The sequence below is a fragment of the Micromonospora sp. WMMA2032 genome, assembly GCF_002688545.1.
In the GTDB taxonomy this organism is placed as follows: domain Bacteria; phylum Actinomycetota; class Actinomycetes; order Mycobacteriales; family Micromonosporaceae; genus Micromonospora; species Micromonospora sediminicola.
The window spans coordinates 596,407-620,214 of the sequence record NZ_CP024052.1; the positions used below are offsets into that span (position 1 = coordinate 596,407).

The following is a 23,808-nucleotide window of genomic DNA, read 5'->3' on the forward strand; positions in this document are numbered from 1 at the left end:
GTTCTCGGAGGTACCTTCTCTGGTGATTACGGTGAGTGCAGGTTTCATCACGCCGTGTCCTGCCCGAGAGGGGACGGAGACCATGCGAGTGCCCAGCCGAAGCCCCGGTCGCCAGCCCGGTCCCGCCGTCGCGTCCACCGCCCCCGCCGCCCGCCGGCTGCCCGCCGGAGGGCGGCGGACCACCGCCGCGCCCGACCTGGCCGCGTACCGGTCGGCCGTGGCGGAGCTGCTGGTCGAGGTGGGCGCGCTGGCCGACGCGCCGTCGACCACCGCCCGACAGGTGCTGCTCGACCAGCGGCTGCGCGAACCGGCCGTCGCGGCGGTCCTCGACGCCACGCCCCAGGGGCTGGTCGGCGCCCGGGAGACGCTGCTGCTGGAGATGGCCCGCTACCAGCCCAACGCGCGCAGCTCGGCGCACGACCTCACCGCGCTGGTCCGGATCTACCTGCTCTCCCGCATCGACGTGCTGTGGTGGCGGGACAGCCCCACCTTCCTCACCGACGAGCAGGTCCGCACCAGCACCGAGCTGGTCGACCTGGAGTGGCTGCGCCGCCGCGGCCTGCTCGACTTCCGCTACCAGGAGCAGCCCGCCACGGTGCTCGGGCGGGGCCTGCGGGCGGTCCGCCGCCGGCTGCGCCCGGACGCCACGCCCCGCACCGCGGGCCTGCTGTTCCGCCGCGCCCGCCGCGAGATGATCGCGTTCCTCAACGACCTGGGCCGGGAGTTCGCCGCGGCCGGCCCGCCCGGCACGCCGCCGCTCTGGGTGACCAGTCTGGCCCGCAGCGCCGAGCACCAGTATCGGCTGCGCCGGCTGGGATACGCCGCGATGGTGCCCAGTGGGCACTGCCTCGGCTGGGCGGCCGACGTGGAGCTGGCGTGGTACGAGCGCTTCGGGGCCCGCACCACCCTGGCCGGGCTGCTGCTGGCCCGCCAGGAGGCCGGTGAGATCAACGTCATCGACGAGGGACAGGCCTGGCACGTCTGCCTCGCGCCCGTGGCCCGCCGCCGGTTCCGGCGGGCGTACGAGGCCGAGATGGGGGTGTGACCCGGTGTGCGGGATCGCGCTGAGCATCGGCCCCGAGGCCGACCCGGCCACCTTCCGGCGGATGCTGGCCGCGCTCGCCCCGCGCGGGGAGGTCACCGAGACCCGGCAGGAGAACGGGCTGCTGGCCGGCGTGCGCCGGCTGCGGATCGTGGACCGGGACCGGGCCGTGCAGCCCTGGGTGTCGCCGGACGAACGGCACCTGCTCTGCTTCAACGGCGAGATCTTCAACCACCACGAGCTGCGCGCCGAGCTGACCCGACTCGGGCACGAGTTCCGCACGCTCGGCGACACCGAGGTGGTGCTTGCCGCGTACCGCCAGTGGGGCGGGGACGCGGTACGCCGGCTGCGCGGCGAGTACGCGTTCGTCGTGGTCGAACGCGACGCCGGCCGGGTGTACCTGGCCCGTGACCCGCTCGGGGTGAAGCCGCTCTACTGGTCCCGCGTGCCCGGCTGCCTGCACCTCGCCTCCGAGGTGAAGGCGCTGGTCGGGCACGGCGCCCCGATCAATGAGGTGCCGCCCGGCCACCACGGCTGGGTCGAACCCGACGGCCCGGTCCGGCCGCGCCCGCACGTCGACCTGCTCACGCTCGGCGCCGGGCTGCCGGTGATCGACGACCCGGACGAGGCCGCCCTGCTCGTCCGGGTCGCGCTCACCGACGCCATGCGGATCCGGTTGGACACCGACCTCACCGTCGGGGTGGTGCTCTCCGGCGGCCTGGACAGCTCGCTGGCGCTGCTGCACGCCCGGGAGTTGCACCCCGACTGCGTGGCGGTGACCATCGGCGTCCCGGACAGCCCCGACGTCGCGTACGCGCGGCGGCTCGCCGCCGACCTCGGCGTGCCCCACGAGGTGATCGAGCTGCGCCCGCGCGACATCCGGCTCGCCGACGTGCGCGAGGCGATCCGGATCTCCGAGCTGACCGAGTACGGCGACATCATCAACGCCGTGGTCTCGGTGCCGATCTTCCGGCGGCTGCGGGAGCTGGGCGTGAAGGTGGTGCTCACCGGCGACGGCTCGGACGAGGTGTTCGGCGGCTACCCGATGTACCACCGGGTCGGGCCGGAACGCTCCCGCCGGCTGTTCCTGCACAAGATCCGCAACCTGTGCCGGACCGAGTTGCAGCGGGTGGACCGGGCGAGCATGGGGCACGGCGTGGAGGCGCGGGTGCCGTTCCTCGACCTCAGCGTCGTCGAACTGGGGATGCGACTGCCGCTGGACCTCAAGCTGCGCGACGGGCAGGAGAAGTGGATCGTCCGGCGGGCCTTCGCCGACCTGCTGCCCGACTACGTCCGGCGACGGCCGAAGAACCCGATGTCCTACTCGTCGGGCCTGCACGAGCGCGCCCGGCTGTACAAGCCGCTCTTCGCCCGGCTGCACCGCTCCTTCGGTTACGACCTGCTCGAACCGGTCCGGCGGGACTTCGACAGCGTGCTCACCCGGTGCGGCAACGACCTCGACCGGGCCATCGCCGAGGGCCTGGCCCGGCCCGACTACACGGTGCTGGAGCACGCCCGCGACCTCGTCGGCGCCGCCCGGTGGAACGCCGCCCCGATGGTGCGCCGGCTGGTCAACCCGCGCCGCACGCGGGGCGGGGACGAGGCGCCCCTGCCGGGGTAGACCGGGGCTCAGCGGCGCAGGTCGACGGTGGTGACCGTGCCGGTGACCGGGTCGACGCTGCGGACCGTCCCGTCCGGGCGCAGCCGGGTGTCCGACGCGTACCGGTCGGCCAGCTCCCGCTCGGCGGCGGCGTCACCGGCGTCGGCGGCGAGCAGCAGCGCGGCGATCTCGTCGGTGAGCGCGAGGTCGGCCTCGGTCGGGTCGTCACTCATCGTGCCGAAGCCGTCCCAGAGCAGCAGCTCGTCCTTGCGCCGGTGGGCCAGCTCGTGCAGCACGTAGACGCGGACGAACCAGGCGCCCCGGATCGGCAGGGCCGGGTCCACCCCGTACCGGTCCGGGTCGACCCGGCCCGCCCGGTACGCCGTCCAGACCCGGGCCGCCGAGTCGAAGTGCCCCGCCTCCGGGTCGATGTCGTAGCCGTCGAACGGCCGGGGGTCGGCGGGGTCCAGCTCCGGATCCGCCCAGACCCAGCGCTCGCCGTTCCACCACTCCGCCAGCACGTGGTCGTGGTGCCAGCCCGGCACGAAGTAGCTCGCGAAACCGACCCGGCTGCGGGCGGGCACGCCGTGCTGGCGCAACGCGGCGACGGTGAGCAGCGTGTGGTCGCGGCAACACCCGGCCACCCGCTCCGCGACGGGTCGCGGCGCGCTCAGCGGCAGCGGGAACCGGGACTGGTCGGTGTCGAGGATCCGGTCCAGCCAGCGCAGGTTGGCCTCGCCGCGCCGGGCGTCGGACAGCTCGACGCCGCCGGCGCGGTAGTGGACGATCACGTTGCGGGCGGCCGCCGAGGCGCCGGCGACGTCGCCGGGGACCGCGTCGAGCAGCGCGGCGTGGTGGCGGGGATCGCTGTACGGGGAGTGGGTCCGATAGTCCATCAGTCGATTGTCGACCCACGCGACCGCGCCACGGGTGCCCGGACGGCGGCCGGGCGGCCGGAATCTCCGGCGGGTAACGCCAGGTCCGATGGCCGCCAGCGCCACGGCCGGCGCCGGGCCACGCTGGACGGGTGACGACGACCCGTACCGCCTTCCTGATCCGCCCGCTGCCGGCCGAAATCCTGGCCGACCTGCGCCGCACCGGCCGCGACGCCGGCGGGCAGCCGCCGGAGCGGCACCGGGCCGGCGGCGGCGAGCCGCTGCGCTGCTGCCTGCGCGACGCCGAGGCGGGCGAACCGCTGCTGCTGTTCGGCTACGCGCCGCCGCTGCCGCCCGGCCCCTACCGGGAACTCGGGCCGGTCTTCGCGCACGACGCGGCCTGCGCCGGGCCGGCGGAGGTGACGGCCTACCCGGTGGGCTGGCGCGGACGGCCGCAGGTGCTGCGGGCGTACGACCGGCGGGGCCGCATCGTCGGCGGCCGCCGGCACGACGGCGACGCGCCGGAGGCGGTGGTCGCCGAGCTGTTCGCCGACCCGGCGGTGGACGTCCTGCACAGCCGCAACGTGGTGTACGGCTGCTGGATGTTCGCGGTCGTCCGGGGCTGACCGGTTCCTCGATGGACACCGGTCGCCGTCTCTCCTAGCGTCGCGGGTATGCGGAGGACGCTCGTCGCCACCGGGCTCGCGGTGCTCCTGATCGCCACGGCGTGCGCCGACGGCCGTGGGGCGGGCGGCGCGCCCGGGCCCGGCACCTCGACCGCCTCCCGGCAGGATCCCGACCAGGTCGCGCGGACCCTGGCCAGCCTGCGCCGGGTCGACGACCTGCCGCTGTACGAGATGACCTACGTCGGCGACTACGACCCGACCGTGGGGGTGCCGGGCGCCACCCCGCCCAGCCCGTTCGGCTGCTCGCTGTTCGCCGCGCTGGCCGACCGGGACCGCCCGTTGTTCGCCCGCAACTTCGACTGGGAGCCGAACCCGGCGCTGGTGCTGCGCACCGACCCGCCGGACGGCTACGCCTCGATCTCGCTGGTGGACATCTCCTACCTCGGGGTCGCCGCCGACCCGGCCGGGGACCGGCGGCTGCTCGACGCGCCGCTGCTGCCCTTCGACGGGATGAACGAGCGGGGTCTGGCGGTCGGGTTGGCCGCCGACGACGGCGCGCGGGCCGACCCGGTGCCCGGACGCCCCACCGTGGGTTCGGTGCGCATCCTGCGGCTGGTGCTCGACGCGGCCGCCACCGTGGACGAGGCGGTCGGCGTCTTCGCGCGGCACAACCTGGACTTCGCCGGCGGCCCGGCGCTGCACTACCTGCTCGCGGACGCGACCGGGGAGTCCGCCGTGGTCGAGTTCGTCGACGGGAGCATGCGCGTCGACCGCCGCCGGGGTCCGTGGCAGGCGCTGACCAACGTGCCGACCGTCGGGGTCACCGACCGGGACCTGCGGCGCGACCACCGGTACGGGGTGCTGGCGACGGAGCTGGACCGGGTCGGTGGCGCGCTGGACGCCGCCGGGGCGCTGCGCCTGCTCGCCGCCGTCCGGCAGCCGCACACCCGCTGGTCGGTGACGTACGCGCTGCGCAGCGGCGAGGTGCGGGTGGTCACGGCGGGCGGCGGGATCCGGGACTACCGGTTACCGATGGGCTGACCCGGGCCCGGCGCCCCGATGGGCTGACCCGGGCCCGGCGCCCCGAGGGGGTGCCGGGCCCGGCGACGGTCAGCGGGTCACCAGCTCAGGTAGCCCGCCTGGGTCTGCACGTTCAGCTCGGGCACCAGGAGGAACTGGGCCAGCCAGGTACGCGGGTCACGCAGCTCCAGCACGTCCAGTCCCTTCTGGATGTCGCTGGAGTAGATGTGGCCGTTGTACCAGTAGGCCGACCAGGACCCGCCGGTGCGCAGCTGCGTGGCGTCCAGCGGCCCGCGTTCCCAGTAGGCGATCTCCTTCGGCTGGCGGGAGTCGGTGAAGTCCCACACCGAGATGCCGCCCTGGTACCAGGCCTGGACCATGATGTCGCGGCCGGGCACCGGGATCAGCGAGCCGTTGTGCGCCACGCAGTTCTCGGTGTCCGCGTTGACCCGCGGGATCTTGTAGTAGCTGCGGAACTCCAGCTTGCGGGCGTCGCCGCGGCCGGTGATGTCGTAGATGGCGTCCGCGCCGCGGTTCGGCCCGACCACCTCGTTGCAGGTCGCCGCGCCGCCGCCGCCCAGCTCGTCGGTGAAGACGACCTTGGTGCCGGCGTTGTTGAACGTGGCCGAGTGCCAGAACGCGAAGTTCTCCGCGTCGGTGACCCGTTCGATCACCCGGGGCGCCTCGCGGTTCTTGATGTCCAGCAGGACGCCGTCACCCATGCACGCGCCCGCCGCCAGGTCCTTCGACGGGTACGCGGTGATGTCGTGGCAGCCGGTGGTCGCGGACGTCTGGCCCGGGATGCCCGGGTAGCCGCCGTCCGGGAAGAGGTTGGGGGTGGCGACCACGGACGCCGAGGTGGGGCTCTTCACCGGGACCTTGACGATGGAGATCGAGTCGTGCGGCGGCTGGCAGTCCGGGAACTCGGCCCGCGGGCTGTACGAGGAGACGTACAGGTAGACGTTGCGCCGGTCCTTGCCCGGCACCAGCGTGTGGGTGTGCGAGCCGCAGGCCGTCTCCACCGACTTGATGTAGCGCGGGTTGCGCTTGTCGCGGATGTCGAAGATCTTGATGCCCTCCCACGACTCCTTGACCGACGCCGGCTGGCTGGTGCTGGCGCACGAGTCGTCGTTGCGGGAGGAGTCGGTCGACAGGAAGAGCAGGTTCCCGTGGACCGAGATGTCGTTCTGCGAGCCGGGGCAGAGCACCTGCGAGACGATGGTCGGCCGGCTCGGCCGGGAGACGTCGTAGATGACGAAACCCTCGTAGTTGCCGGCGAACGCGTACCGGCCCTGGAAGGCGATGTCGGTGCCGAGGGCGGACGTGGTGTCGAAGGGCGCCTGCTTCGGCAGGTTGGCCACCTGCCGCAGGTTGGGGCTGCTGGAGATCTCGTCGACACCGGGGACGGCGCTGTCCACGGTGGCCGGGGCCGCCCGGGGGACCTCCTGCGCGCTGCTCGGCGGCGCGGCGATCACGCCGGCGAGCAGCAGGCCGGCGGCGGCGAGACCGACGATACGGGTACGGGACGTGCGGATGCTGATCATCGGCAACACCCTTCGAAAGGGGGATGATGATTCGCCACACCTTACCGACTTATGACGTTCATCAATGTGATCCCGGTCACATCCGGGAACTTTCGTCTATGGATAGGATCGCTTTCACCTCGACCGGAGGGAGGGTCGTATGACCGGCCGGCAGGCACGCGTGTGGTGGGCCGTCACAGCGCTGGCAGCGCTCCTGGTGATCGGCGGGCTGGCCCTGACCGGGCGCGGCGACACCCGCCCGGCGGCGACCCGGCCGAGCCCGGCCGGCGCCGTCCCGAGCCCGACGGGCAGTGTCTCCGCCCCGCCCGTGCTGGTCCCCGGCCGCCCGGGCGAGTCGGCGGCCACCCGCCCCGCCGCGGAGGTCCGCGACGCCGCCCCGCCGCGGTGGAACGGCCTGGACGTCTGGTACGTGCGGATGATGATCCCGCACCACGAGCAGGCGCTGGAGATGGCGAAGCTCGCCCCGGACCGGGCCGCAGACCCCCGGGTGCGAGCCGTCGCCGACCGGATCCGGGCCGCCCAGGGGCCCGAGGTCGGCGTGCTGCGCGCCTGGCTGAGCACCCGTGACCTGCCGGCCGAGGTGGCCGGCCACGACCACGCCACCATGCGCGGGATGCAGTCCGCCGAGGCCATGCGGCAGCTCGCGGACGCCCGGGGCGCGGCGTTCGACACGTTGTTCGTGCGGATGATGACCGCCCATCACCAGGGCGCGGTGGTGATGTCCACCGATCTGCTCAAGGTGGGCGCCGACCAGGTCATGCAGGAATTCGCCAACGCCGTCGCGGTCGAGCAGTCCGCCGAGATCACCCGCATGCGCGCCCTCCTCCCGTCCTGACCCACCCACCCCACCCGTCGATCATGAAGTTGGCGGCGACATGCCGGACGGTGAAGGCAGTCAACTTCATGGTCGACGGCGTACTTCCGGAGGGCGACCGGGCGTCGGTACTCTCACCGCTCATGATCAGTCTGCCCGGGAGGTGGCGGAAGCGCGACGGGGAGCAGCCTGCGGCGACGCCGTGGGTGGGGCTCGCCGTCGGGATCGGGAGCGAGCTGCTGCCGTCCGCCACGGCCGACCTTCTCGCGCACCTCCGTCGTACGGTTCCTGCCGTGCCTGTCACGCCCGACGAGGGCACTCGGATCCGGGCCGTGGTCGGGTCCCGGTCCGACGCCGACCTGGTGGCCGCCGGGCTCCGTGACTGGGCGGCCGGGGCCGAGGACGGGTGGACGTTGACCGTGACGGGTTCTGGTCTTCCGGCGGGCGAGTGGACCAGGTTCTCCCAGCTGCGCGGCAGCTTCGCCGCCGAGAACCTGGCCTGGGCCGTGTCGGAGGCGGCCGGCGTCGGCGGCTGACGCGGTGGGCATCGACGCGCGCGCCACCCCGTACGCTGGGTGACCGTGGACCGCCTGATCCTCGGCCGCCCGCTGCGCGGTGTCGCCTTCGACGCCGCCGTCTCCGGGCTGGTCGTCCTCGTCGCCGTGCTCGGCCTGCTGGCCGAGCAGGGCGGCCTGCCGGCGTTCGCGGTCGGCGTGGCGATGGCGGCGGTGCTGTTCTTCCGGCGGACCCACCCGTCCCTGGTCGCCGTGGCGGTGGCCGCGCTCGCGCTGGCCCAGGTGATCGTCGGCTGGGGCCCGCTCGGCTACGACATCGGCGTGCTGATCGCCCTCTACAGCGTGGTCAAGTACGCCGACCGGGCGCGCGACGGCATCCTGGCCGGGATCGGCGCGGCGATCGGCGTGCTGCTCTCCGCGCTCTCCTGGCCCGGGCCGGCGCCCTGGTGGGCGGGGGCGCTCTACTACGGCCTGGTCACCGGCGCGGTCTGGCTGGTCGGGCTGAACGTGCGGACCCGCCGGCTCTACGTGCTCAGCCTGGAGGAGCGGGCCGCGACGCTGGAGCGGGAGCGGGAGGCGGAGTCCCGGGCGGCGGTGGCCGAGGAGCGCACCCGCATCGCCCGGGAGCTGCACGACGTGGTCGCGCACAGCATGGCCGTGATGATCGTGCAGGCCGACGGCGTGCGGTTCACCCTGGACCGGGACCCGGCGACCGCGCGGGAGGCCGCGAAGGTGGTGGCGGACACCGGCCGGCAGGCGCTGGAGGAGATGCGGCGGCTGGTCGGGGTGCTGCGCGAGCCGAGCCGCCCGGAGCCGCCCGCGGTGACCGACGAGCCGGCCGCCGAGCCGGCGCACCGGCGTCCCGCGCTGGTGGAGCTGCCCGCGTTGCTCGACCGGTTCCGCGCCGCCGGGCTGCGGATCGCCTGCGCCGGCGCCGGCACCCCGGTGGCGCTGCCGCCCGGCCTGGAACTGACCGTCTACCGGGTGGTGCAGGAGAGCCTGACCAACGCGCTCAAGCACGCCGGCGTGGGGGCGTCGGTCGAGCTGACGCTCGACTGGGACGCCGACGCCGTCGTGGTCCGGGCCGTCGACGACGGGCGCGGCCGCCCGGTGGTGCGGCCGGCGCCGTCCGGCGGGCACGGCCTGGTCGGCATGCGGGAACGGGTCGGGGTGTACGACGGCAGCCTCGCCGCCGGACCGACGCTGGCCGGCGGTTGGCGGGTGGAGGCGCGACTGCCGCTGCCCGCGCCGGCCGGCACCGAGGAAGGGAGCGCGGCGGCGTGACCGTGCGGGTGATGATCGTCGACGACCAGGCGCTGGTCCGTGCCGGATTCCGGATGGTGCTCGACTCCCAACCCGACCTGGCCGTGGTCGGTGAGGCGATCGACGGCGCGGACGCGCTGCGGGTCCTGGACCGGGTCGAGGCCGACGTGGTGGTGATGGACCTGCGGATGCCCACCATGGACGGGGTGGAGGCGACCCGGCGGATCTGCGCCCGTTCCACCGGCGGGCGTCCCCGGGTGCTGGTGCTCACCACGTTCGACACCGAGGCCGACGCCTTCGCCGCGCTGCGCGCCGGGGCGAGCGGCTTCCTGCTCAAGAACGTGCCGCCGGAGGACCTGCTCGCCGCGATCCGGGTGGTCGCCGAGGGTGACTCGGTGGTCGCCCCGTCGATCACCCGGCGACTGCTCGACCGCTTCGCCGGCCAGCTCGGCCCCGCTCCGGTCCAGGACCCGCGACTGGCCCAGCTGACCGAGCGGGAGCGGGAGGTGCTGCTGCTCGTCGCGCAGGGGCTGTCCAACGCGGAGATCGCCGGGCGGGTGCACGTCGCGGAGGCGACGGTGAAGACGCACGTGGGCCGGATCCTGGCCAAACTCCAGCTCCGCGACCGGGTCCAGGCCGTGGTGCTGGCGTACGAGAGCGGGCTGGTCACACCCGGCGGATGACCCGGCGTACGCCTCGGGTCGTACGGGTCCGCCGGTCGGGGGCGACCGGGGGAGTACCGAGGTCGCGCGCGCAGGTGGAGATGGCCGGCCGGGTGCCGGCCATAGCGTCGGAAGGGTCAGCAGACCGTCTCCGACAGGAGCACCACGTTGTCCGCAACCCCGACCACCGGCGTCGCCGTCGCCGCCCGTGCGCTGCACATGGAGTACGGCGCCGGGCCGAACCGGGTCGTCGCCCTCGACGGCGTCGACCTCGACCTGGGCGCCGCCCGCTTCACCGCCGTGATGGGCCCTCCGGCTCCGGCAAGTCCACCCTGCTGCACTGCCTCGCCGGCCTGGACCGGCCGTCGGCCGGCACCGTCCGCATCGGCGAGGCCGACCTGGCCCGCCTCGACGACCGCCGGCTGACCCGGCTGCGCCGGGACCGGATCGGCTTCGTCTTCCAGAGGTTCAACCTGCTGCCCACGCTCACCGCGCAGGAGAACATCGTCCTCCCGTTGGCCATCGCCGGCCGGCGACCCGATCCGGCCTGGCTGCGGCAGGTGGTGGCCGCCGTCGGCCTGACCGACCGCCTCGACCACCGGCCGGCCGAACTCAGCGGCGGGCAGCAGCAGCGCGTCGCCGTGGCCCGCGCACTGGTCACCCGGCCGTGGGTCGTCTTCGCCGACGAGCCGACCGGCAACCTGGACTCCCGCTCCGGCGCCGAGGTGCTGCGGCTGCTGCGCGAGGCCGTGGACACCCTCGGTCAGACCGTCGTGATGGTCACCCACGACCCGGCCGCCGCCGCGTACGCCGACCGGGTGGTCTTCCTGGCCGACGGCCGGCTCGTCGACGAGGTGCACGCCCCGACCACCGCCCGGGTCCGCGAGGCGCTGAGCCGGCTCGAACCGGCCGCGACGCCGGTGGGGCGGTGACCGGGATGCTGCGCCTGACCCTGCGCCAGATCCGCGCCGACGGCCTGCGGCTGCTGCTGTCGTCGCTGGCGGTCGTGCTCGGCGTCGCCTTCGTCGCCGGCACCCTGATGGTCACCGACGGCATGCGGGCCGGGGCGTACGCGCGCGCCGGCGCGTTCGACCGGCACACCGACCTGGCCGCCTACGCCGGCCGGGTGCCCCTGTCGCCGGCCCTGGTCGACCGGGTCCGCGCGGTGGACGGGGTCGCCGCGGCCGCGGGGGAGCTGACCGGCAGCGCCGGGGTGGTCGGCGCCGACGGCCGGCCCGTGCTCGGCTACGCCGTGCTCGCCGCGATCCCCACCGAGCCGGCCCTGCAGTCGTACGACGTGGTCGCCGGCCGGCTACCGCAGCGCGCGGGCGAGCTGGTGCTGGACGAGAAGACCGTCGCCGAGCAGCGCTTCACCCTCGGCGGGCCGGTGTCGGTCGGCGGGGTCGGCGGGGCGGCCCGGGCGTACACCCTGGTCGGCGCGGTCGACGTCGCCGGCACGTCGCGCGACGTCGGCGGGCCGTTCATCGGCCTGGTGGGCGCCGACGCCCTCGCGGTCGGCGGCGACCGTGGTTACGGGCGGATCATGGTGGCCGCGCGCCCCGGGGTGGACACCCGGGCGCTGGCCGACCGGGTCCGGGCGGTGGTCGGCCCGGGCGTCACGGTCCGGGACCGCGCGGCCGTCCTCGACGCGGCGGTCGCCGACGCCGTTCGCGACCTGCGGCAGTTCGAGCTGCTGCTGGGCACCTTCGCGGCGGTGGCGGTGGTGGTCGCCGGCTTCGTGATCGCCAACACGTTCGCCATCGTGCTCGCGCAGCGGTCCCGGCGCACGGCGTTGCTGCGCCTGGTCGGCGCGACCCGGGGGCAGGTCTACCGGGCCACGCTGGTCGAGGCGGCGCTGACCGGGCTGGTCGCCTCGACGGTCGGGGTGGCGGTGGGCACGGCGCTGGCCGCCGGTCTCGGCGCGTTGCTCGGGGCGACCGGAGCGACGGCCGCCGGCGGGGTCACGGTGACGACCCGGACGGTGCTGCTCTCCCTGGCACTGGGCACGCTGCTCACCGTGCTGGCGGCCGCGTTGCCGGCCTGGCAGGGCACCCGGATCGCGCCGGTGGCCGCGCTGACCGACGCGGCGACCCGGCCCGCCCGCCCGGCCGGCCGGATCCGGCTCGGCGTCGGGGCGCTGGCCCTCACCGCCGGGGTGGCGGCGTTGCTCGGCGCGGGGGCGACCGGCCAGGTGCCGTTGGTGGCGGCCGGCGGGTTGCTGGCCTTCGGCGGCATCGTGGCCTTCGGCCCGGTGCTGGTGCCGGCGCTGGTCCGGGCGCTCGGCGCGCCGGTGCGCGCGGTGGTCGGCGCGCCGGGCGCCCTGGCCGTGGCGAACGCGGTGCGCAACCCGCGCCGGGTCGCGGCCACCGCCACCGCGATGGTGATCGGGATCGGCCTGGTCTCGGCCTTCGTGGTCGGCGCGGGCAGCGTCAAGACCGGCATCGAGCGCGCGGTGGACGCCCGGATCGGCGTGGACTTCCTGGTCACCGGCATCGGTGGGGAGCTGCCGGCGCCGCTGGCCGGTGAGCTGGCCGCCCGGCCGGAGCTGGGCGTCGTGCACGAGCAGCGCAGCCGGGTGTCGGACGGCGTGCAGGTGCGGGCCGCCCACCCGGCCCTGGTCCGGCGGACGCTGTCCGCGGTGGACGCCGGCGACCCGGGCGCGTTCGGGCCGGGCTCGGTGCTGGTGCACCGCGAGCTGGCCGCCGCCCGGGGCTGGACCGTCGGGGACACCGTCACCGTCGCCGGGCGTCCGTTCCGGGTCGCCGCCGTGGTGGCCGAGGACCGGCCTGCCCTGGCCGGCAGCCCGGTGCCCGACGGGTACGTGGTGGACGTCGTCGACGCGGACTTCACCCGGCTCTTCCCCACCGAACGCGGTCATCTGGCCGAGGTGGATCCCGCCGACGGGGTGGACGTGGACGTCGCCCGGGCCGCCGTGGAGTCGGTGGTCGCCCGCTACCCGACCGTCAACCTGATGGACCAGGCCGCCTACAAGAAGATGCTGACCGGCACCGTCGACATGGTGCTCGGTCTCGTCACGGCGCTGCTCGGCCTGGCCGTGGTGATCTCGCTGGTGGGGGTCGCCAACACGCTGAGCCTCTCGGTGGTGGAGCGGACCCGGGAGAACGCCGTGCTGCGGGCGGTCGGCCTGAGCCGGGGCGGGATGCGGGCGGTGCTCGCGGTCGAGGCCGTGCTCACCGCGGCGGTCGGCACGCTGCTCGGTGTCGCGCTGGGCGTCGGGGTCGCCGCCGGGGCGATGGCCGTGGTGGCCCGCATCGGCGGGGACTTCACGCTGGTGCTGCCGTGGGGACGGCTCGGTCTGATCGTCGCGGTGGCGGTGCTCGCCGCCCTGCTCGCCTCGGTCCTGCCGGCCCGGCGGGCGCTGTCCCGGCCGGTGGTGGCGTCGCTCGGCGCCGACTGACGTCGGCCACCGTCGTCCGGACGCCGACGAGCCGGTCCCGCCTCGACGGCGGGACCGGCTCCGTGCGTGCCTGCGACGGTTCGGTCCCGCCGCGTGGACGGGCCCGGTCCGGGGTCGCTCAGGGGCGGGAGACGGGTTGGCCGCCGGTCCCACCGTCGTCCCCGCCGCCGCCCTCGGCGGGGGCGGTCGTGGTGGTGGTCTCGGTCGGCGTGGCGGGATCGGTCGGCGTCGAACTGGTGGCCGGCGGACTGCTCGGCGCGGTCGGCGGCGTCGACGGGGCGCTCGACGGGCTGGGCTGGCCCGAGGCGCTCGGCGAGGCGCTCGGCGTCACCGAGGTCGACGCCGAGGGCTTGCCGCCCGGGCCGACCGGGCGGTAGGTGTAGTCGTCCTCGACCGTCGACGGCCCCTCGGTGACGGCGGTGTCGGCGACGGAGTTGCTCGGCGCCACCGCGGGCGCCGTGGAATCGAGCTGGGTGGCCGGCGCCTCCGCGTCCTTGGCGGCGGCCACCAGCGCGCCCAGCGCGGTCACCGCCACCAGCACGGCGCCCAGTGCGCCGACCAGGGTGCCGCGACGACTGCGGCGGCGCGCCGGCGCGACCGCGGCGGCCGGCCGGGCGACCGGCTGGTCGTCGCGGGTCCGCCCCGGCCCGGCCGCGCCGCGCAGGGCGACCGGCACCGTCGCGGCGGGCGACTCGGTGCGCGCCGCCCGGGCCGCGTCGGCCATCGCCGCGGCGCTCGGGTAGCGGTCGGCCGGGTCCTTCGCCAGCGCCCGGGCGACCAGCTCGCGTACCGCCGCCGGGATCTCCGCCGGCAGCTCCGGCGGCGCGTCGTCGAGGTGTCGCACCGCGACCTGGAGCGGGTTGTCCCCGGTGAACGGCGGGCTGCCGGTGAGGCAGCAGTAGGCGACCGCGCCGAGCGCGTACACGTCCGTGGCGCCCGAGACGGGGCGGCCGGCGGCCTGCTCGGGGGCCATGTAGAGGGCGGTGCCGGGCACCGCGTTCGTGCTGGTGATGCTGGTGACGTTGGTCGAGCGGGCCACCCCGAAGTCGACCAGGACCACGGTGCCGTCCTCCTGCACCAGCAGGTTGCTCGGCTTGACGTCGCGGTGGACGATGCCGCGGCCGTGCGCCCCGTGCAGCGCCTGGGCCACCTGGGCCACGATCGACATGGTCTCGGCGACCTCGAGCTGCCCGGCCGCCTCGATCCGCCGGGACAGCGGCTCACCGGCGACGAACTCCATGACCAGGTAGTCGGCCCGGCTGCCGTCGGGCAGTTCGTCCTCGCCGCAGTCGAAGACCTGGACCACGCCCGGATGACGCAACGACGCCATGATCCGCGCCTCGGAGCGGAACCGGGCGATGAAGTCGGGATCGGAGACCAGCGCGGGAAGAAGCACCTTCACCGCGACCGGCCGACCGAGCACCAGGTCGGTGGCACGCCAGACGTCGCCCATGCCGCCGGTGGCGACACGGTCTTCCAGGCGGTACCGACCGCTGAGTACGACGTCGGAGGTGAGCATTCCCATACCGTACCCACCGCGGCCCCGGAGTATTTCCCGCGATCTCTCCCGTCGCGGTCGGCGAGCGGTTCCGGCCCGGTCATCCGAACGGCCGAGGCCGGTTTCGGCCGTGGGCGCACCGTGACCGACCGGGTACGATCGGCCATAATGTGTCCGGACGGCGGCGGATGTCCGGCTCGTTCGGTCGGGATCCGCCCGTTTCCTCCGGTTCGGCGGCGACCGGGCGGTGGTCTTCGTTACACCGACACGCCGATCCGCTCGGTAGACATTTCTCTCCCTTTTCCCGGCTCTTCGTGGCTTGCCGGCCAGCGGGATCCCCTCCTAGCGTTGGCCCGGCTCCCGGCCGCCCCACGACGTCGGTACGGTATGTCCGCCGACGGCCGCGCTGCGCGGCAGTGTCCATGCGCACCGGTCCCGGGCCGGTGCCGATCAGCTCAGCGGGGGGCGGGGGTGCGAATGACGGTGCGGTCTCCCGCGCGGGCCGACGCCCGGCCGGCGAGCCCGGTCCCGCCGGGGCGGCGCCCGTGACCCCGGACCTGAACGAGGCGGTCGCCGCCGCGCGGGCGGGCGACGAGGAGGCGTTCCGTCACCTCTACCGCAGCCTCCAGCCGGCCCTGCTGCGCTACCTGACCGCCCTGGTCGGCGCCGACGCCGAGGACGTGGCGTCGGAGACCTGGCTGCAGATCTCGCGCGACCTGCCGTCGTTCACCGGCGGCGAGTTCCGGGCCTGGGCGGTGACCGTCGCCCGCAACCGGGCCATGGACCACCTGCGCCGGCAACGACGGCGACCCGCGGTGCCGGTGCCCGTGCAGGCCCTCAACGACCTGGCCTCGGACGCCGACACCGCCGACCGGGCGGGGGAGGCGATCGGCACCGAGAGCGCGCTGGCGCTGATCCGCACGTTGCCGCCGGCCGAGGCGGAGGCGGTGATGCTGCGGGCCGTCATCGGCCTCGACGCGGAGACCGCCGGGCGGGTGCTGGGCCGGCGCGCCGGCGCGGTGCGTACCGCCGCCCACCGCGGGCTGCGCCGCCTGGCGGCGCTGTTGGAGCGCTCGGCCGAGGGCGCCCCGAACGGTGTCCGGGAGACGTCCGCGCCCCGCCCCCGCACCGACCGCCGCGCGCCGCACGCGCCCGAGGCCGAGCCGGCGGAGGGCTGACGTGAGGAGAGACGGCATGCACCCGCGCCGGCCCGACGACCGGACGGAATCCGACCGCCTTCTCGACGCGGCACGCCTCGGCGCGCCGGCGCCCGACGACGGCGATCCCCTGAGCCGGCTGCTCGCCGCCGCGGCCGCCCCGGCCTCCGCCGACGAACTCGCCGGCGAGGAACAGGCGCTCGCCGCGTTCCGGGCCGCCCGCGCGGCGCCCCCGCCGGTCCCCGCGCCACGCGCGCGCCGGCGTCTCCGGGTCGCCGCCGCGCTGTCCGGGCTCGCCGCCACCGCGGTCGCCGGGGTGGCCTTCGCGGCCGTGGGTCTGGACCGGAACCAGGAACCGACGGCCCCGCCGGCGCCGACCACGGCGGGCCCGTCCGGTACCGGCCCGTCCGGTGCCGGCCCGTCGCGACCGGCTCCCAGCACCCCGACCGGTGAGGCGTCCGGCGCGGCGACGTCCCCGCCGCCGCCCCGCCGTCCCGCTCGGCCACCGCGCCGCCGGTCGACGGCCGGCTCGCCGGTCACTGCCGCGCCTATCTGGCGAAGCCGGAGCGGCAGCGGGCCAAGGCCCTGACCACGCCGGGCTTCGCCGACCTGGTGGCCGCCGCCGGTGGCGCCGACCGGGTCGAGGGCTACTGCCGGGAGCTGGTGCCGTCGGCGGCCGGGAAGCCGCCCAAGCCCAAGCCCACCCCGGAGTCGAAGTCGAAGTCGAAGCCTCCGGGCCCGCCCGACGACGAGGACGACGACCAGGACTGAGCGTCCGGCGCAATCGGATTCCGGACAAAATTTCATCTTCCCGGGCGCGCGAAATCCGTCTGCTAGACAGAGGATGGGGGGACGCGCGGACCCGTGCCGTACCCGGCCGGGTCCCGGGCGACAACGACGTCGTCCGTCTCCGGGAGAGGAGCCGTCACGTGGTGATGTCGCCGGAGCTGGACCGGGTCACCGTCCTGGGGGACGAGGCCGCGGCCCGCGGGCATCTGGCCCGCATCTGTTTCAAGACCGGGCCACCCACGCTCACCGGCGTCGAACTGGAATGGACCGTGCACGACGCCGCGGACCCGGCCCGTCGGGTCGACCGCGAGCGACTGCGCGAGGCGTTGGGACGGCACAGCCCCGTCACCGTCGACCCCACCAGCCCGGCCGACGAGCTCCGGCGCGGCGGAACCGTGACCGTGGAGCCGGGCGGGCAGGTGGAGATCTCCGCCGCGGCGCGACCGTCGGTCGCCGCGCTCATCCTGGCCACCGAGGCCGACGCCGCCGAGCTGCGCGCCCTGCTGGACGCCGCCGGGCTGGTGCTGGGACGCACCGGGATGGATCCCTGGCGGTCCCCGCGACCGGTCGTGGAAACTCCGCGCTACCGCGCCATGCGCCGCGTCTTCGACCGGCGGGGCCCGGCCGGGCGGGCCATGATGTACAGCACGGCCGGGCTCCAGGTCTGCCTGGACGTCGGCGAGCCCGGGCAGGTGGCCGAGCGGTGGGCCGCCGCGCACGCCGTCGGGCCACCGCTGCTGGCCGCCTTCGCCACCGCCGACCGGCACGCCGGCCGGCGCACCGGTTGGGCGTCCGCCCGGATGGCCGCCTGGCTGGCCATCGACCCGGCGCGTACCCGCCCGGTCTGGTCACCGGGCCGCGCCGACCGTGACCCGGTGGCGGCCTGGACCGAGTACGCGCTGGCCGCGCCGCTGCTCTGCGTCCGTGACGACGGCCCGGACTGGTCCACGCCGCCGGGCGTCACCTTCGCCGACTGGCTGGCCGGGGCGCTCGACCGCCCACCCACCACCGACGACCTCGACTACCACCTCAGCACGCTGTTCCCGCCGGTGCGCCCGCGCGGCTACCTCGAGCTGCGCTATCTGGACGCCCAGCCCGGGCGGGAGTGGACCGTGCCGCTGGCGGTGCTGGCCGCGCTCTTCGCCGACCCGGCGACCACCAGGGAGGCGCTGGCCGCGGCCGGGCCGGTGGCCGACCGGTGGAGCGCGGCGGCCCGGCGCGGGTTGGCCGAGCGCCCGCTGGCGACCGCCGCGGCGGCCCTGTTCGACCTGGCCCTCGCGGCCCTGCCCCGGCTCGACCTGCCGGCCGGGCTGCACGACGAGATCGACCGAGCGATCCGGCGGCGCCGTGCCGTCGCGGAGAGGGGACACCGGTGACCACGACCGAGCGCCCGGGTACGGACGCCGAGCAGCTGCGCGGCCGGATCGCCGCGGAGTTGGAGCGCACCCGCGCCCGTACCGCCCTGCTGACCGACGCGGTGGACGACGACGACCTGGTCCGGCAGCACTCCACACTCATGTCGCCGCTGGTCTGGGACCTGGCGCACGTGGGCAACCAGGAGGAGCTGTGGCTCGTCCGCGACGTCGGCGGCCGTGAGCCGGTGCGCCGCGACATCGACGACCTCTACGACGCCTTCAAGCAACCGCGCAAGGACCGGCCCGCGCTGCCGCTGCTGCCCCCGGCCGAGGCGCGCGCCTACGTGCGCACGGTCCGGGACAAGGTCCACGACCTGCTCGACGGCATCCGCTTCACCGACCGCCGGCTGGTCGAGGACGGTTTCGCGTTCGGCATGATCGTGCAGCACGAGCAGCAGCACGACGAGACCATGCTCGCCACCCACCAACTGCGCGCCGGAGCGCCGGTGCTGGACGCCCCGCCCCCACCCGAGCCGCGGGCCCGGGTCGGCGGGGAGGTGCTGGTGCCGGCCGGCCCGTTCACCATGGGCACCTCGACCGACCCGTGGGCGCTGGACAACGAGCGGCCCGCGCACACGGTCGACCTGCCCGCGTACGCCATCGACGCCGCGCCGGTCACCAACGGGCAGTACCGCGCGTTCATCGCCGACGGCGGCTACGACGAGCCGCGCTGGTGGAGCGAGGCCGGCTGGCGGCACCGGGTCGAGGCGGACCTGAGCGCGCCGCTGCACTGGCGGCGCGACGGCGACGGGTGGGCGTACCGCCGGTTCGGCCGCTGGTCCACGGTCCGCGACGACGAGCCGGTGGTGCACGTCTGCTGGTACGAGGCCCAGGCGTACGCGGCCTGGGCGGGCCGGCGGCTGCCCACCGAGGCGGAGTGGGAGAAGGCCGCCCGGTGGGACCCGGCGACCGGCCGCTCCCGCCGCTACCCGTGGGGCGACCAGGACCCGACCCCCGGCCACGCGAACCTCGGCCAGCGGCACCTGTGGCCGGCGCCGGTCGGCGCGTATCCGGACGGCGCCTCGCCGCTCGGCGTGCACCAGCTCGTCGGCGACGTGTGGGAGTGGACGTCGTCCGCGTTCCGGGGGCATCCGGGATTCACCGCGTTCCCCTACCGGGAATACTCGGAGGTCTTCTTCGGCGACGACCACCGGGTGCTGCGCGGCGGCTCGTTCGGCACCGACCGGGCCGCCTGCCGGGGCACGTTCCGCAACTGGGACTACCCGATCCGGCGGCAGATCTTCAGCGGGTTCCGCTGCGCCCGCGACGCCGGCGGAGAGGAGTGAGCCGGCCCGATGTGCCGCCACCTCGCGTACCTCGGTCCACCGGTGCCCCTGGGGAGCCTCCTGTTCGACCCGCCGTACGGGCTGCTGCGCCAGTCCTGGGCGCCGCGGGACATGCGCGGCGGCGGCACCATCAACGCCGACGGCTTCGGCGTCGGCTGGTACCCGGGCGGCGGCGACCCGGTGCGCTACCGGCGGGCCCAGCCGATGTGGAGCGACACCACTCTGCCGGAGCTGGCCGCCGTGACGTCGACCGGGGCGGTGTTGGCCGCCGTCCGCTCCGCCACGGTGGGGATGCCGCTGCACGAGACGGCCGCCGCGCCGTTCGCCGAGGGGCGCTGGCTGTTCAGCCACAACGGCGTGGTGCGCGGCTGGCCGGACAGCCTCGTCCCGTTGGCCGAGGGCCTGCCCGTGCGTGACCTGCTCACGTTGGAGGTGCCCACCGACTCGGCCCTGCTCTGGGCGCTGGTCCGGCACCGGCTCCGCGGCGGCGCGGCGCTCGACGAGGCGGTGGCCGACACCGTCGCGGCGGTCGCCGCGGCCGCGCCCGGCTCCCGGCTGAACCTGCTGCTCACCGACGGCACGACGGTCGTCGCCAGCGTGGCCGGGCACGCGCTGTCCGTACGACGCGGGCCGGGTTCGGTCCTGCTGGCCTCCGAACCCTTCGACGACCACCCGGACTGGCAGCCGGTGCCGGACCGGCGGCTCGTGGTGGCCACCACGGCCGGGCTCGACATCCGGGAACCGACCACCGCCTGACCGGCCGAATCCACCGGTAGGACAGAGAGGACACGTGATGGGCGCGGAACCGCTGGAGATCCACCTGGAGGATCAGGACCTCGACCGGGGGCTGCGGGAGGACGTACGGGTCGGGCTGACCGCCACACCGAAGTGGCTGCCGCCGAAGTGGTTCTACGACGCCCGGGGCAGCGAGCTGTTCGAGGAGATCACCCGACTGCCGGAGTACTACCCGACCCGGGCCGAGCGGGCGATCCTGGCCGCGCACGCCGACGACGTCGCCACGATGACCGGGGCGAAGACGCTGATCGAGCTGGGGTCGGGCTCGTCGGAGAAGACCCGACTGCTGTTGGACGCGTTCACCCGGCACGGCGACCTGGGCACCTTCGTGCCGTTGGACGTCTCGGTCAGCGCCCTGCGGCAGTCCACCGAGCAGATCGCCGCCGCGTACCCGGGGTTGCGGGTGCGGGGGATCGTCGGTGACTTCACCCGCCACCTGGACCGGCTGCCGACCGGTGGCCGGCGCCTGGTGGCGTTCCTCGGCGGCACGATCGGCAACCTGATGCCGGTGGAGCGGGCCGAGTTCCTCACCGCGATGCGGGCGGCGCTGGAGGCCGGCGACTGGCTGCTGGTCGGCACCGACCTGGTCAAGGACCCGGCCGTGGTGGTGCCCGCCTACGACGACGCGGCGGGCGTGACGGCCGAGTTCAACCGCAACGTGCTCCGCGTGATCAACCGGGAGCTGGGCGCGGACTTCGACCTCGGCGCGTTCCGCCACGTGGCGCTCTGGGACCCGGAGCGGGAGTGGATCGAGATGCGGCTGCGCGCCGAGCGTCCGACCCGGGCGCGGGTGCTCGACCTGGACGTGGCGTTCGCCGAGGGTGAGGAGCTGCGCACCGAGGTCTCGGCGAAGTTCCGCCCGGAGGGGATCGCGGCCGAGCTGACCGCCGCCGGGTTCGACCGGCAGGCGTTCTGGACCGACCGCGCGGGCCTGTTCGGGGTGAGCCTGGCCCGGGCCGACTGAGGCCCCGGCCACACCCGGCGACCGGGCCCGGGGGCGATCGGCTAGGCTGGCGGCGCGAAGGGGAGTAGCCCCCAATGTCGTGGTCGACACACTGGTGCGTTCCGCATCCGGCCACGCGGCCTCGGTTCCCGAGGCGGGCGAGACCTTCGACTCAGGCTGTCGCAGCCGGGTCGAGGGCGCCCCTGTCTCTCCTCCCGGCTTGATCGGGAAGGTTCACATGGAGGGTTTCCTCGTCGCGCTGGTGGTCAGCTTCGGCGTCATCTTCGTCGCCGAGCTGGGGGACAAGTCCCAGCTCATGGCCCTGACGTTCGCCACGCGTTTCCGGCCCGTGCCGGTGCTCATCGGCATCACGATCGCCACGGCGGTCGTCCACCTCGCCTCGGTGGCCATCGGCTACGGCCTGAACGCGGCCCTGCCCACCGGGTGGATCTCGCTCATCGCCGGCCTGGCGTTCCTCGGCTTCGGCGCCTGGACGCTGCGCGGCGACAAGCTGACCGAGGAGGAGAAGCGCAAGGCCGAGCGCAGCACCAAGTCGGCGATCGTCGCGGTCGGTGTGGCGTTCTTCCTGGCCGAGCTGGGTGACAAGACCATGCTCGCCACCATCACGTTGGCGACCAAGTACGGCTGGTTCGGCACCTGGCTCGGTTCGACGCTCGGCATGGTCGCCGCGGACGCGCTGGCGATCCTGGTGGGCCGGATGCTCGGCCGGCACCTGCCGGAGCGGGCGATCCGCTACGGCGCCGCCGTGCTCTTCGCCATCTGCGGCCTGTGGCTGGTCTTCGAGGCGATCAGGGAGCTGAACTGACGCCGGTGGCGTTCGGATGATCAGGCCCGGTCCCGGTGGGTAAGTGTCCGGGAGGCGGCGCCGTGGCGCGCCGCCGCCAGGATTCGGACGACCGGGAGGTTCCGCGCATGAGCAGGCACGACGAGCCCAACGAGTACGGCTTCGCAGGCGGTGCGACCGCCCCGGAGCCGCCGGCCGGCGGACGCGCGGACGAGCGGGACCGCGCCGAGCAGGTCGCGGTGCCCGGTGACGATCTGACCGAACCGGTCGCCGACGCGCTCGAGGAGGAGACCCAGGACGAGCACGAGGCCCGTCCGGCCGAGCGCCGCCGCTGACGCCCGGGCCGCCGGCCGCCGATCCCGCACCGGGGTCGGCGGCCGGCGCCTTCGCGTCAGGCGGATTCCTGCTGGTAGACGTCCGGAATGCCGTCGCCGTCGGCGTCGCGGCTCTCCCGCTCGCTGATCCGCCGGTAGACCCGGTTGCGCCGGACCAGCACCAGGGCGGCCAGAGCGGCGGACACCACCGAGCCGAGCAGCACGGCCACCTTGACGCCGTCCTCCTCGGGGCTTCCCGCGCCGAACGCCAGCTCACCGATGAGCAGTGACACGGTGAAGCCGATGCCGGCGAGGAGCGCCAGGCCCACCAGGTCCGCCCAGGTGATCTCCTCGTCCAGTTCCGCGCGGGTGAACCGGGCGAGCAGGTAGGTCGAACCGAACACCCCCACGACCTTGCCCAGCACCAGCCCGGCAGCCACCGCCACCACCACCGGGTTGGTGAGGGTTTCGCCCAGGTCCACGCCGACCAGGGTCACGCCCGCGGCGAAGAAGGCGAAGACGGGTACCGCGAAGCCGGCGGAGACGGGCCGCCATCGGTGCTCCAGCCGCTCCGCCAGCCCGGGCGCCCCGCTCCGGCTGGGCAGGACCGGGACGGTGAAGCCGAGCAGCACCCCGGCTACCGTGGCGTGCACACCGGAGGCGTGCACCAGCGTCCAGGCCGTCACCGCGAGCGGGATCAGCGCCCACCACCAGGTCCGCCGCCGCTGCACCAGCAGCCCGAACGCGGCGATCGGCAGCAGCGCGCCGAGCAGGGGCAGCGGGTGGAAGTCGGCGGTGTAGAAGATCGCGATGATGGTGATCGCGAAGAGGTCGTCGACCACCGCGAGGGTGAGCAGGAAGGCCCGCAGCCCCTGCGGCAGGTGCGAGCTGACCACGGCCAGCACGGCGAGCGCGAACGCGATGTCGGTGGCGGTGGGGATCGCCCAGCCCCGCGCGCCGGCGCCGCCAGCGCTCAGCGTCACCGCCAGGTAGATCAGCGCCGGCGCCACCATGCCGCCGATCGCGGCCACCACCGGCAGGAGGGCGCGTCGCGGGTCGCGCAGATCGCCGGCGACGAACTCCCGCTTGAGCTCCAGGCCCACCACGAAGAAGAAGATGGCCAGCAGGCCGTCGGCGGCCCAGGTGCCGAGGCTGAGGTCCAGGTGCAGCGACGTCCCGCCGGGCCAGGGCACCCAGTCGCCCAGTGCCGCGTACGCCGAGCGCCACGGTGAGTTGGCCCAGACCAGGGCGATGACCGCGCCGAGCAGCAGGAGCCCACCACCGACCGTCTCGGTGCGCAGCACGTCGGCCAGGAAGCGGGCCTCGGGCCAGGATCGGCGGGAGAACAGACGGGACGACTGCGAAGTGCGGTCGGGCATGCGGCATCCGATCGGGAGCAGGGGTCGACAATGTGATTGCCGACCAGG

At 75.2% G+C, this 23,808-nt stretch carries 21 protein-coding genes and 1 pseudogene; 18 read left to right on the forward strand and 4 right to left on the reverse strand.

Annotated features, from left to right (window positions below; translation table 11 throughout):
• The first annotated feature begins 82 nt into the window (after positions 1 to 82).
• Positions 83 to 1,045 carry a hypothetical protein gene (locus CO540_RS02685; protein WP_099160762.1) on the forward strand — a complete coding sequence of 321 codons (963 nt, stop codon included), beginning with the start codon at positions 83 to 85 and terminating at the stop codon, positions 1,043 to 1,045.
• 4 nt (positions 1,046 to 1,049) lie between these two features.
• Positions 1,050 to 2,663: an asparagine synthetase B gene (locus tag CO540_RS02690; protein ID WP_099160763.1), complete on the forward strand. Its 1,614-nt coding sequence runs from the start codon at positions 1,050 to 1,052 to the stop codon at positions 2,661 to 2,663.
• An 8-nt stretch (positions 2,664 to 2,671) separates the two neighbouring features.
• Here the strand turns inward: CO540_RS02690 and CO540_RS02695 are convergent, their stop codons facing one another.
• Positions 2,672 to 3,538, reverse strand: a complete 867-nt coding sequence (locus tag CO540_RS02695; RefSeq protein ID WP_099160764.1) for a transglutaminase domain-containing protein — start codon at positions 3,536 to 3,538, stop codon at positions 2,672 to 2,674.
• 131 nt (positions 3,539 to 3,669) lie between these two features.
• Here CO540_RS02695 and CO540_RS02700 point away from each other — a divergent pair, with 131 nt between their 5' ends.
• Positions 3,670 to 4,143 (forward strand): DUF1203 domain-containing protein, encoded by a 474-nt coding sequence (locus CO540_RS02700; protein WP_099160765.1) that lies wholly within the window; start codon positions 3,670 to 3,672, stop codon positions 4,141 to 4,143.
• A 48-nt stretch (positions 4,144 to 4,191) separates the two neighbouring features.
• A complete protein-coding gene (locus CO540_RS02705) occupies positions 4,192 to 5,184 on the forward strand; it encodes a carcinine hydrolase/isopenicillin-N N-acyltransferase family protein (RefSeq protein ID WP_099160766.1) in 993 nt (330 codons plus the stop codon).
• A gap of 77 nt (positions 5,185 to 5,261) precedes the next feature.
• Here the strand turns inward: CO540_RS02705 and CO540_RS02710 are convergent, their stop codons facing one another.
• A complete protein-coding gene (locus tag CO540_RS02710) occupies positions 5,262 to 6,707 on the reverse strand; it encodes an LVIVD repeat-containing protein (RefSeq protein ID WP_099160767.1) in 1,446 nt (481 codons plus the stop codon).
• 139 nt (positions 6,708 to 6,846) lie between these two features.
• Here CO540_RS02710 and CO540_RS02715 point away from each other — a divergent pair, with 139 nt between their 5' ends.
• From CO540_RS02715 to CO540_RS02740, 6 genes and pseudogenes are all read left to right on the forward strand, one after another.
• Entirely contained in the window at positions 6,847 to 7,542 is a 696-nt protein-coding gene (locus tag CO540_RS02715) for a DUF305 domain-containing protein (protein ID WP_099160768.1), read from the forward strand.
• A 272-nt stretch (positions 7,543 to 7,814) separates the two neighbouring features.
• Complete coding sequence (locus CO540_RS30090) at positions 7,815 to 8,057, forward strand: hypothetical protein (protein ID WP_141684584.1); 243 nt, start codon at positions 7,815 to 7,817, stop codon at positions 8,055 to 8,057.
• Between the two features lie 39 nt (positions 8,058 to 8,096).
• Positions 8,097 to 9,320 (forward strand): sensor histidine kinase, encoded by a 1,224-nt coding sequence (locus CO540_RS02725; protein WP_099160770.1) that lies wholly within the window; start codon positions 8,097 to 8,099, stop codon positions 9,318 to 9,320.
• Positions 9,317 to 9,982, forward strand: coding sequence for a response regulator transcription factor (locus CO540_RS02730; protein WP_099160771.1), 666 nt, complete (start codon positions 9,317 to 9,319; stop codon positions 9,980 to 9,982). Before CO540_RS02725 ends, CO540_RS02730 begins: the two co-directional genes overlap by 4 nt.
• Before the next feature lie 147 nt (positions 9,983 to 10,129).
• Positions 10,130 to 10,893: pseudogene (locus CO540_RS02735) on the forward strand (ABC transporter ATP-binding protein).
• A 5-nt stretch (positions 10,894 to 10,898) separates the two neighbouring features.
• The gene (locus CO540_RS02740; RefSeq protein WP_099164559.1) at positions 10,899 to 13,379 is read left to right on the forward strand and encodes an FtsX-like permease family protein; all 2,481 of its coding nucleotides are present in this window, start codon (positions 10,899 to 10,901) and stop codon (positions 13,377 to 13,379) included.
• Positions 13,380 to 13,497: 118 nt separating this feature from the next.
• Here CO540_RS02740 and CO540_RS02745 read toward each other — a convergent pair whose 3' ends face one another.
• The gene (locus tag CO540_RS02745) at positions 13,498 to 14,904 is read right to left on the reverse strand and encodes a serine/threonine-protein kinase (RefSeq protein ID WP_099160772.1); all 1,407 of its coding nucleotides are present in this window, start codon (positions 14,902 to 14,904) and stop codon (positions 13,498 to 13,500) included.
• A 518-nt stretch (positions 14,905 to 15,422) separates the two neighbouring features.
• On the opposite strand from CO540_RS02745, the gene CO540_RS02750 reads away from it, so the two are divergent.
• The 8 genes from CO540_RS02750 to CO540_RS02785 all read left to right on the forward strand — a co-directional run bounded on the left by CO540_RS02750 (position 15,423) and on the right by CO540_RS02785 (position 22,402).
• Positions 15,423 to 16,055, forward strand: a complete 633-nt coding sequence (locus CO540_RS02750; protein ID WP_099160773.1) for an RNA polymerase sigma factor — start codon at positions 15,423 to 15,425, stop codon at positions 16,053 to 16,055.
• A gap of 591 nt (positions 16,056 to 16,646) precedes the next feature.
• Positions 16,647 to 16,805: a hypothetical protein gene (locus CO540_RS30720; RefSeq protein WP_253866388.1), complete on the forward strand. Its 159-nt coding sequence runs from the start codon at positions 16,647 to 16,649 to the stop codon at positions 16,803 to 16,805.
• A 158-nt stretch (positions 16,806 to 16,963) separates the two neighbouring features.
• Positions 16,964 to 18,199 (forward strand): ergothioneine biosynthesis glutamate--cysteine ligase EgtA, encoded by a 1,236-nt coding sequence (egtA, locus tag CO540_RS02760; RefSeq protein ID WP_099160774.1) that lies wholly within the window; start codon positions 16,964 to 16,966, stop codon positions 18,197 to 18,199.
• Entirely contained in the window at positions 18,196 to 19,524 is a 1,329-nt protein-coding gene (egtB, locus tag CO540_RS02765) for an ergothioneine biosynthesis protein EgtB (protein ID WP_099160775.1), read from the forward strand. The genes egtA and egtB overlap by 4 nt, the downstream gene beginning before the upstream one ends.
• Positions 19,525 to 19,533: 9 nt before the next feature.
• The gene (egtC, locus tag CO540_RS02770) at positions 19,534 to 20,280 is read left to right on the forward strand and encodes an ergothioneine biosynthesis protein EgtC (RefSeq protein ID WP_099160776.1); all 747 of its coding nucleotides are present in this window, start codon (positions 19,534 to 19,536) and stop codon (positions 20,278 to 20,280) included.
• 37 nt (positions 20,281 to 20,317) lie between these two features.
• The gene (egtD, locus tag CO540_RS02775) at positions 20,318 to 21,283 is read left to right on the forward strand and encodes an L-histidine N(alpha)-methyltransferase (protein WP_099160777.1); all 966 of its coding nucleotides are present in this window, start codon (positions 20,318 to 20,320) and stop codon (positions 21,281 to 21,283) included.
• Between the two features lie 217 nt (positions 21,284 to 21,500).
• Positions 21,501 to 22,088 (forward strand): TMEM165/GDT1 family protein, encoded by a 588-nt coding sequence (locus tag CO540_RS02780; protein ID WP_098744627.1) that lies wholly within the window; start codon positions 21,501 to 21,503, stop codon positions 22,086 to 22,088.
• A 107-nt stretch (positions 22,089 to 22,195) separates the two neighbouring features.
• Positions 22,196 to 22,402, forward strand: a complete 207-nt coding sequence (locus CO540_RS02785) for a hypothetical protein (protein WP_099160778.1) — start codon at positions 22,196 to 22,198, stop codon at positions 22,400 to 22,402.
• Between the two features lie 56 nt (positions 22,403 to 22,458).
• Here the strand turns inward: CO540_RS02785 and nhaA are convergent, their stop codons facing one another.
• Positions 22,459 to 23,760, reverse strand: coding sequence for a Na+/H+ antiporter NhaA (gene nhaA, locus CO540_RS02790; RefSeq protein ID WP_099160779.1), 1,302 nt, complete (start codon positions 23,758 to 23,760; stop codon positions 22,459 to 22,461).
• Positions 23,761 to 23,808 lie beyond the last annotated feature (48 nt).

Bases quoted from the DNA above. Each gene is read 5' to 3' on its own strand.
- CO540_RS02745 (WP_099160772.1), bottom strand. From the start codon at position 14,904: ATGGGAATGCTCACCTCCGACGTCGTACTCAGCGGTCGGTACCGCCTG.
- CO540_RS02715 (WP_099160768.1), top strand. From the start codon at position 6,847: ATGACCGGCCGGCAGGCACGCGTGTGGTGGGCCGTCACAGCGCTGGCA.
- nhaA (WP_099160779.1), bottom strand. From the start codon at position 23,760: ATGCCCGACCGCACTTCGCAGTCGTCCCGTCTGTTCTCCCGCCGATCC.
- CO540_RS02705 (WP_099160766.1), top strand. From the start codon at position 4,192: ATGCGGAGGACGCTCGTCGCCACCGGGCTCGCGGTGCTCCTGATCGCC.
- CO540_RS02710 (WP_099160767.1), bottom strand. From the start codon at position 6,707: ATGATCAGCATCCGCACGTCCCGTACCCGTATCGTCGGTCTCGCCGCC.
- CO540_RS02685 (WP_099160762.1), top strand. From the start codon at position 83: ATGCGAGTGCCCAGCCGAAGCCCCGGTCGCCAGCCCGGTCCCGCCGTC.
- egtD (WP_099160777.1), top strand. From the start codon at position 20,318: ATGGGCGCGGAACCGCTGGAGATCCACCTGGAGGATCAGGACCTCGAC.
- egtC (WP_099160776.1), top strand. From the start codon at position 19,534: ATGTGCCGCCACCTCGCGTACCTCGGTCCACCGGTGCCCCTGGGGAGC.
- CO540_RS02780 (WP_098744627.1), top strand. From the start codon at position 21,501: ATGGAGGGTTTCCTCGTCGCGCTGGTGGTCAGCTTCGGCGTCATCTTC.
- CO540_RS02695 (WP_099160764.1), bottom strand. From the start codon at position 3,538: ATGGACTATCGGACCCACTCCCCGTACAGCGATCCCCGCCACCACGCC.
- CO540_RS02785 (WP_099160778.1), top strand. From the start codon at position 22,196: ATGAGCAGGCACGACGAGCCCAACGAGTACGGCTTCGCAGGCGGTGCG.
- CO540_RS02740 (WP_099164559.1), top strand. From the start codon at position 10,899: ATGCTGCGCCTGACCCTGCGCCAGATCCGCGCCGACGGCCTGCGGCTG.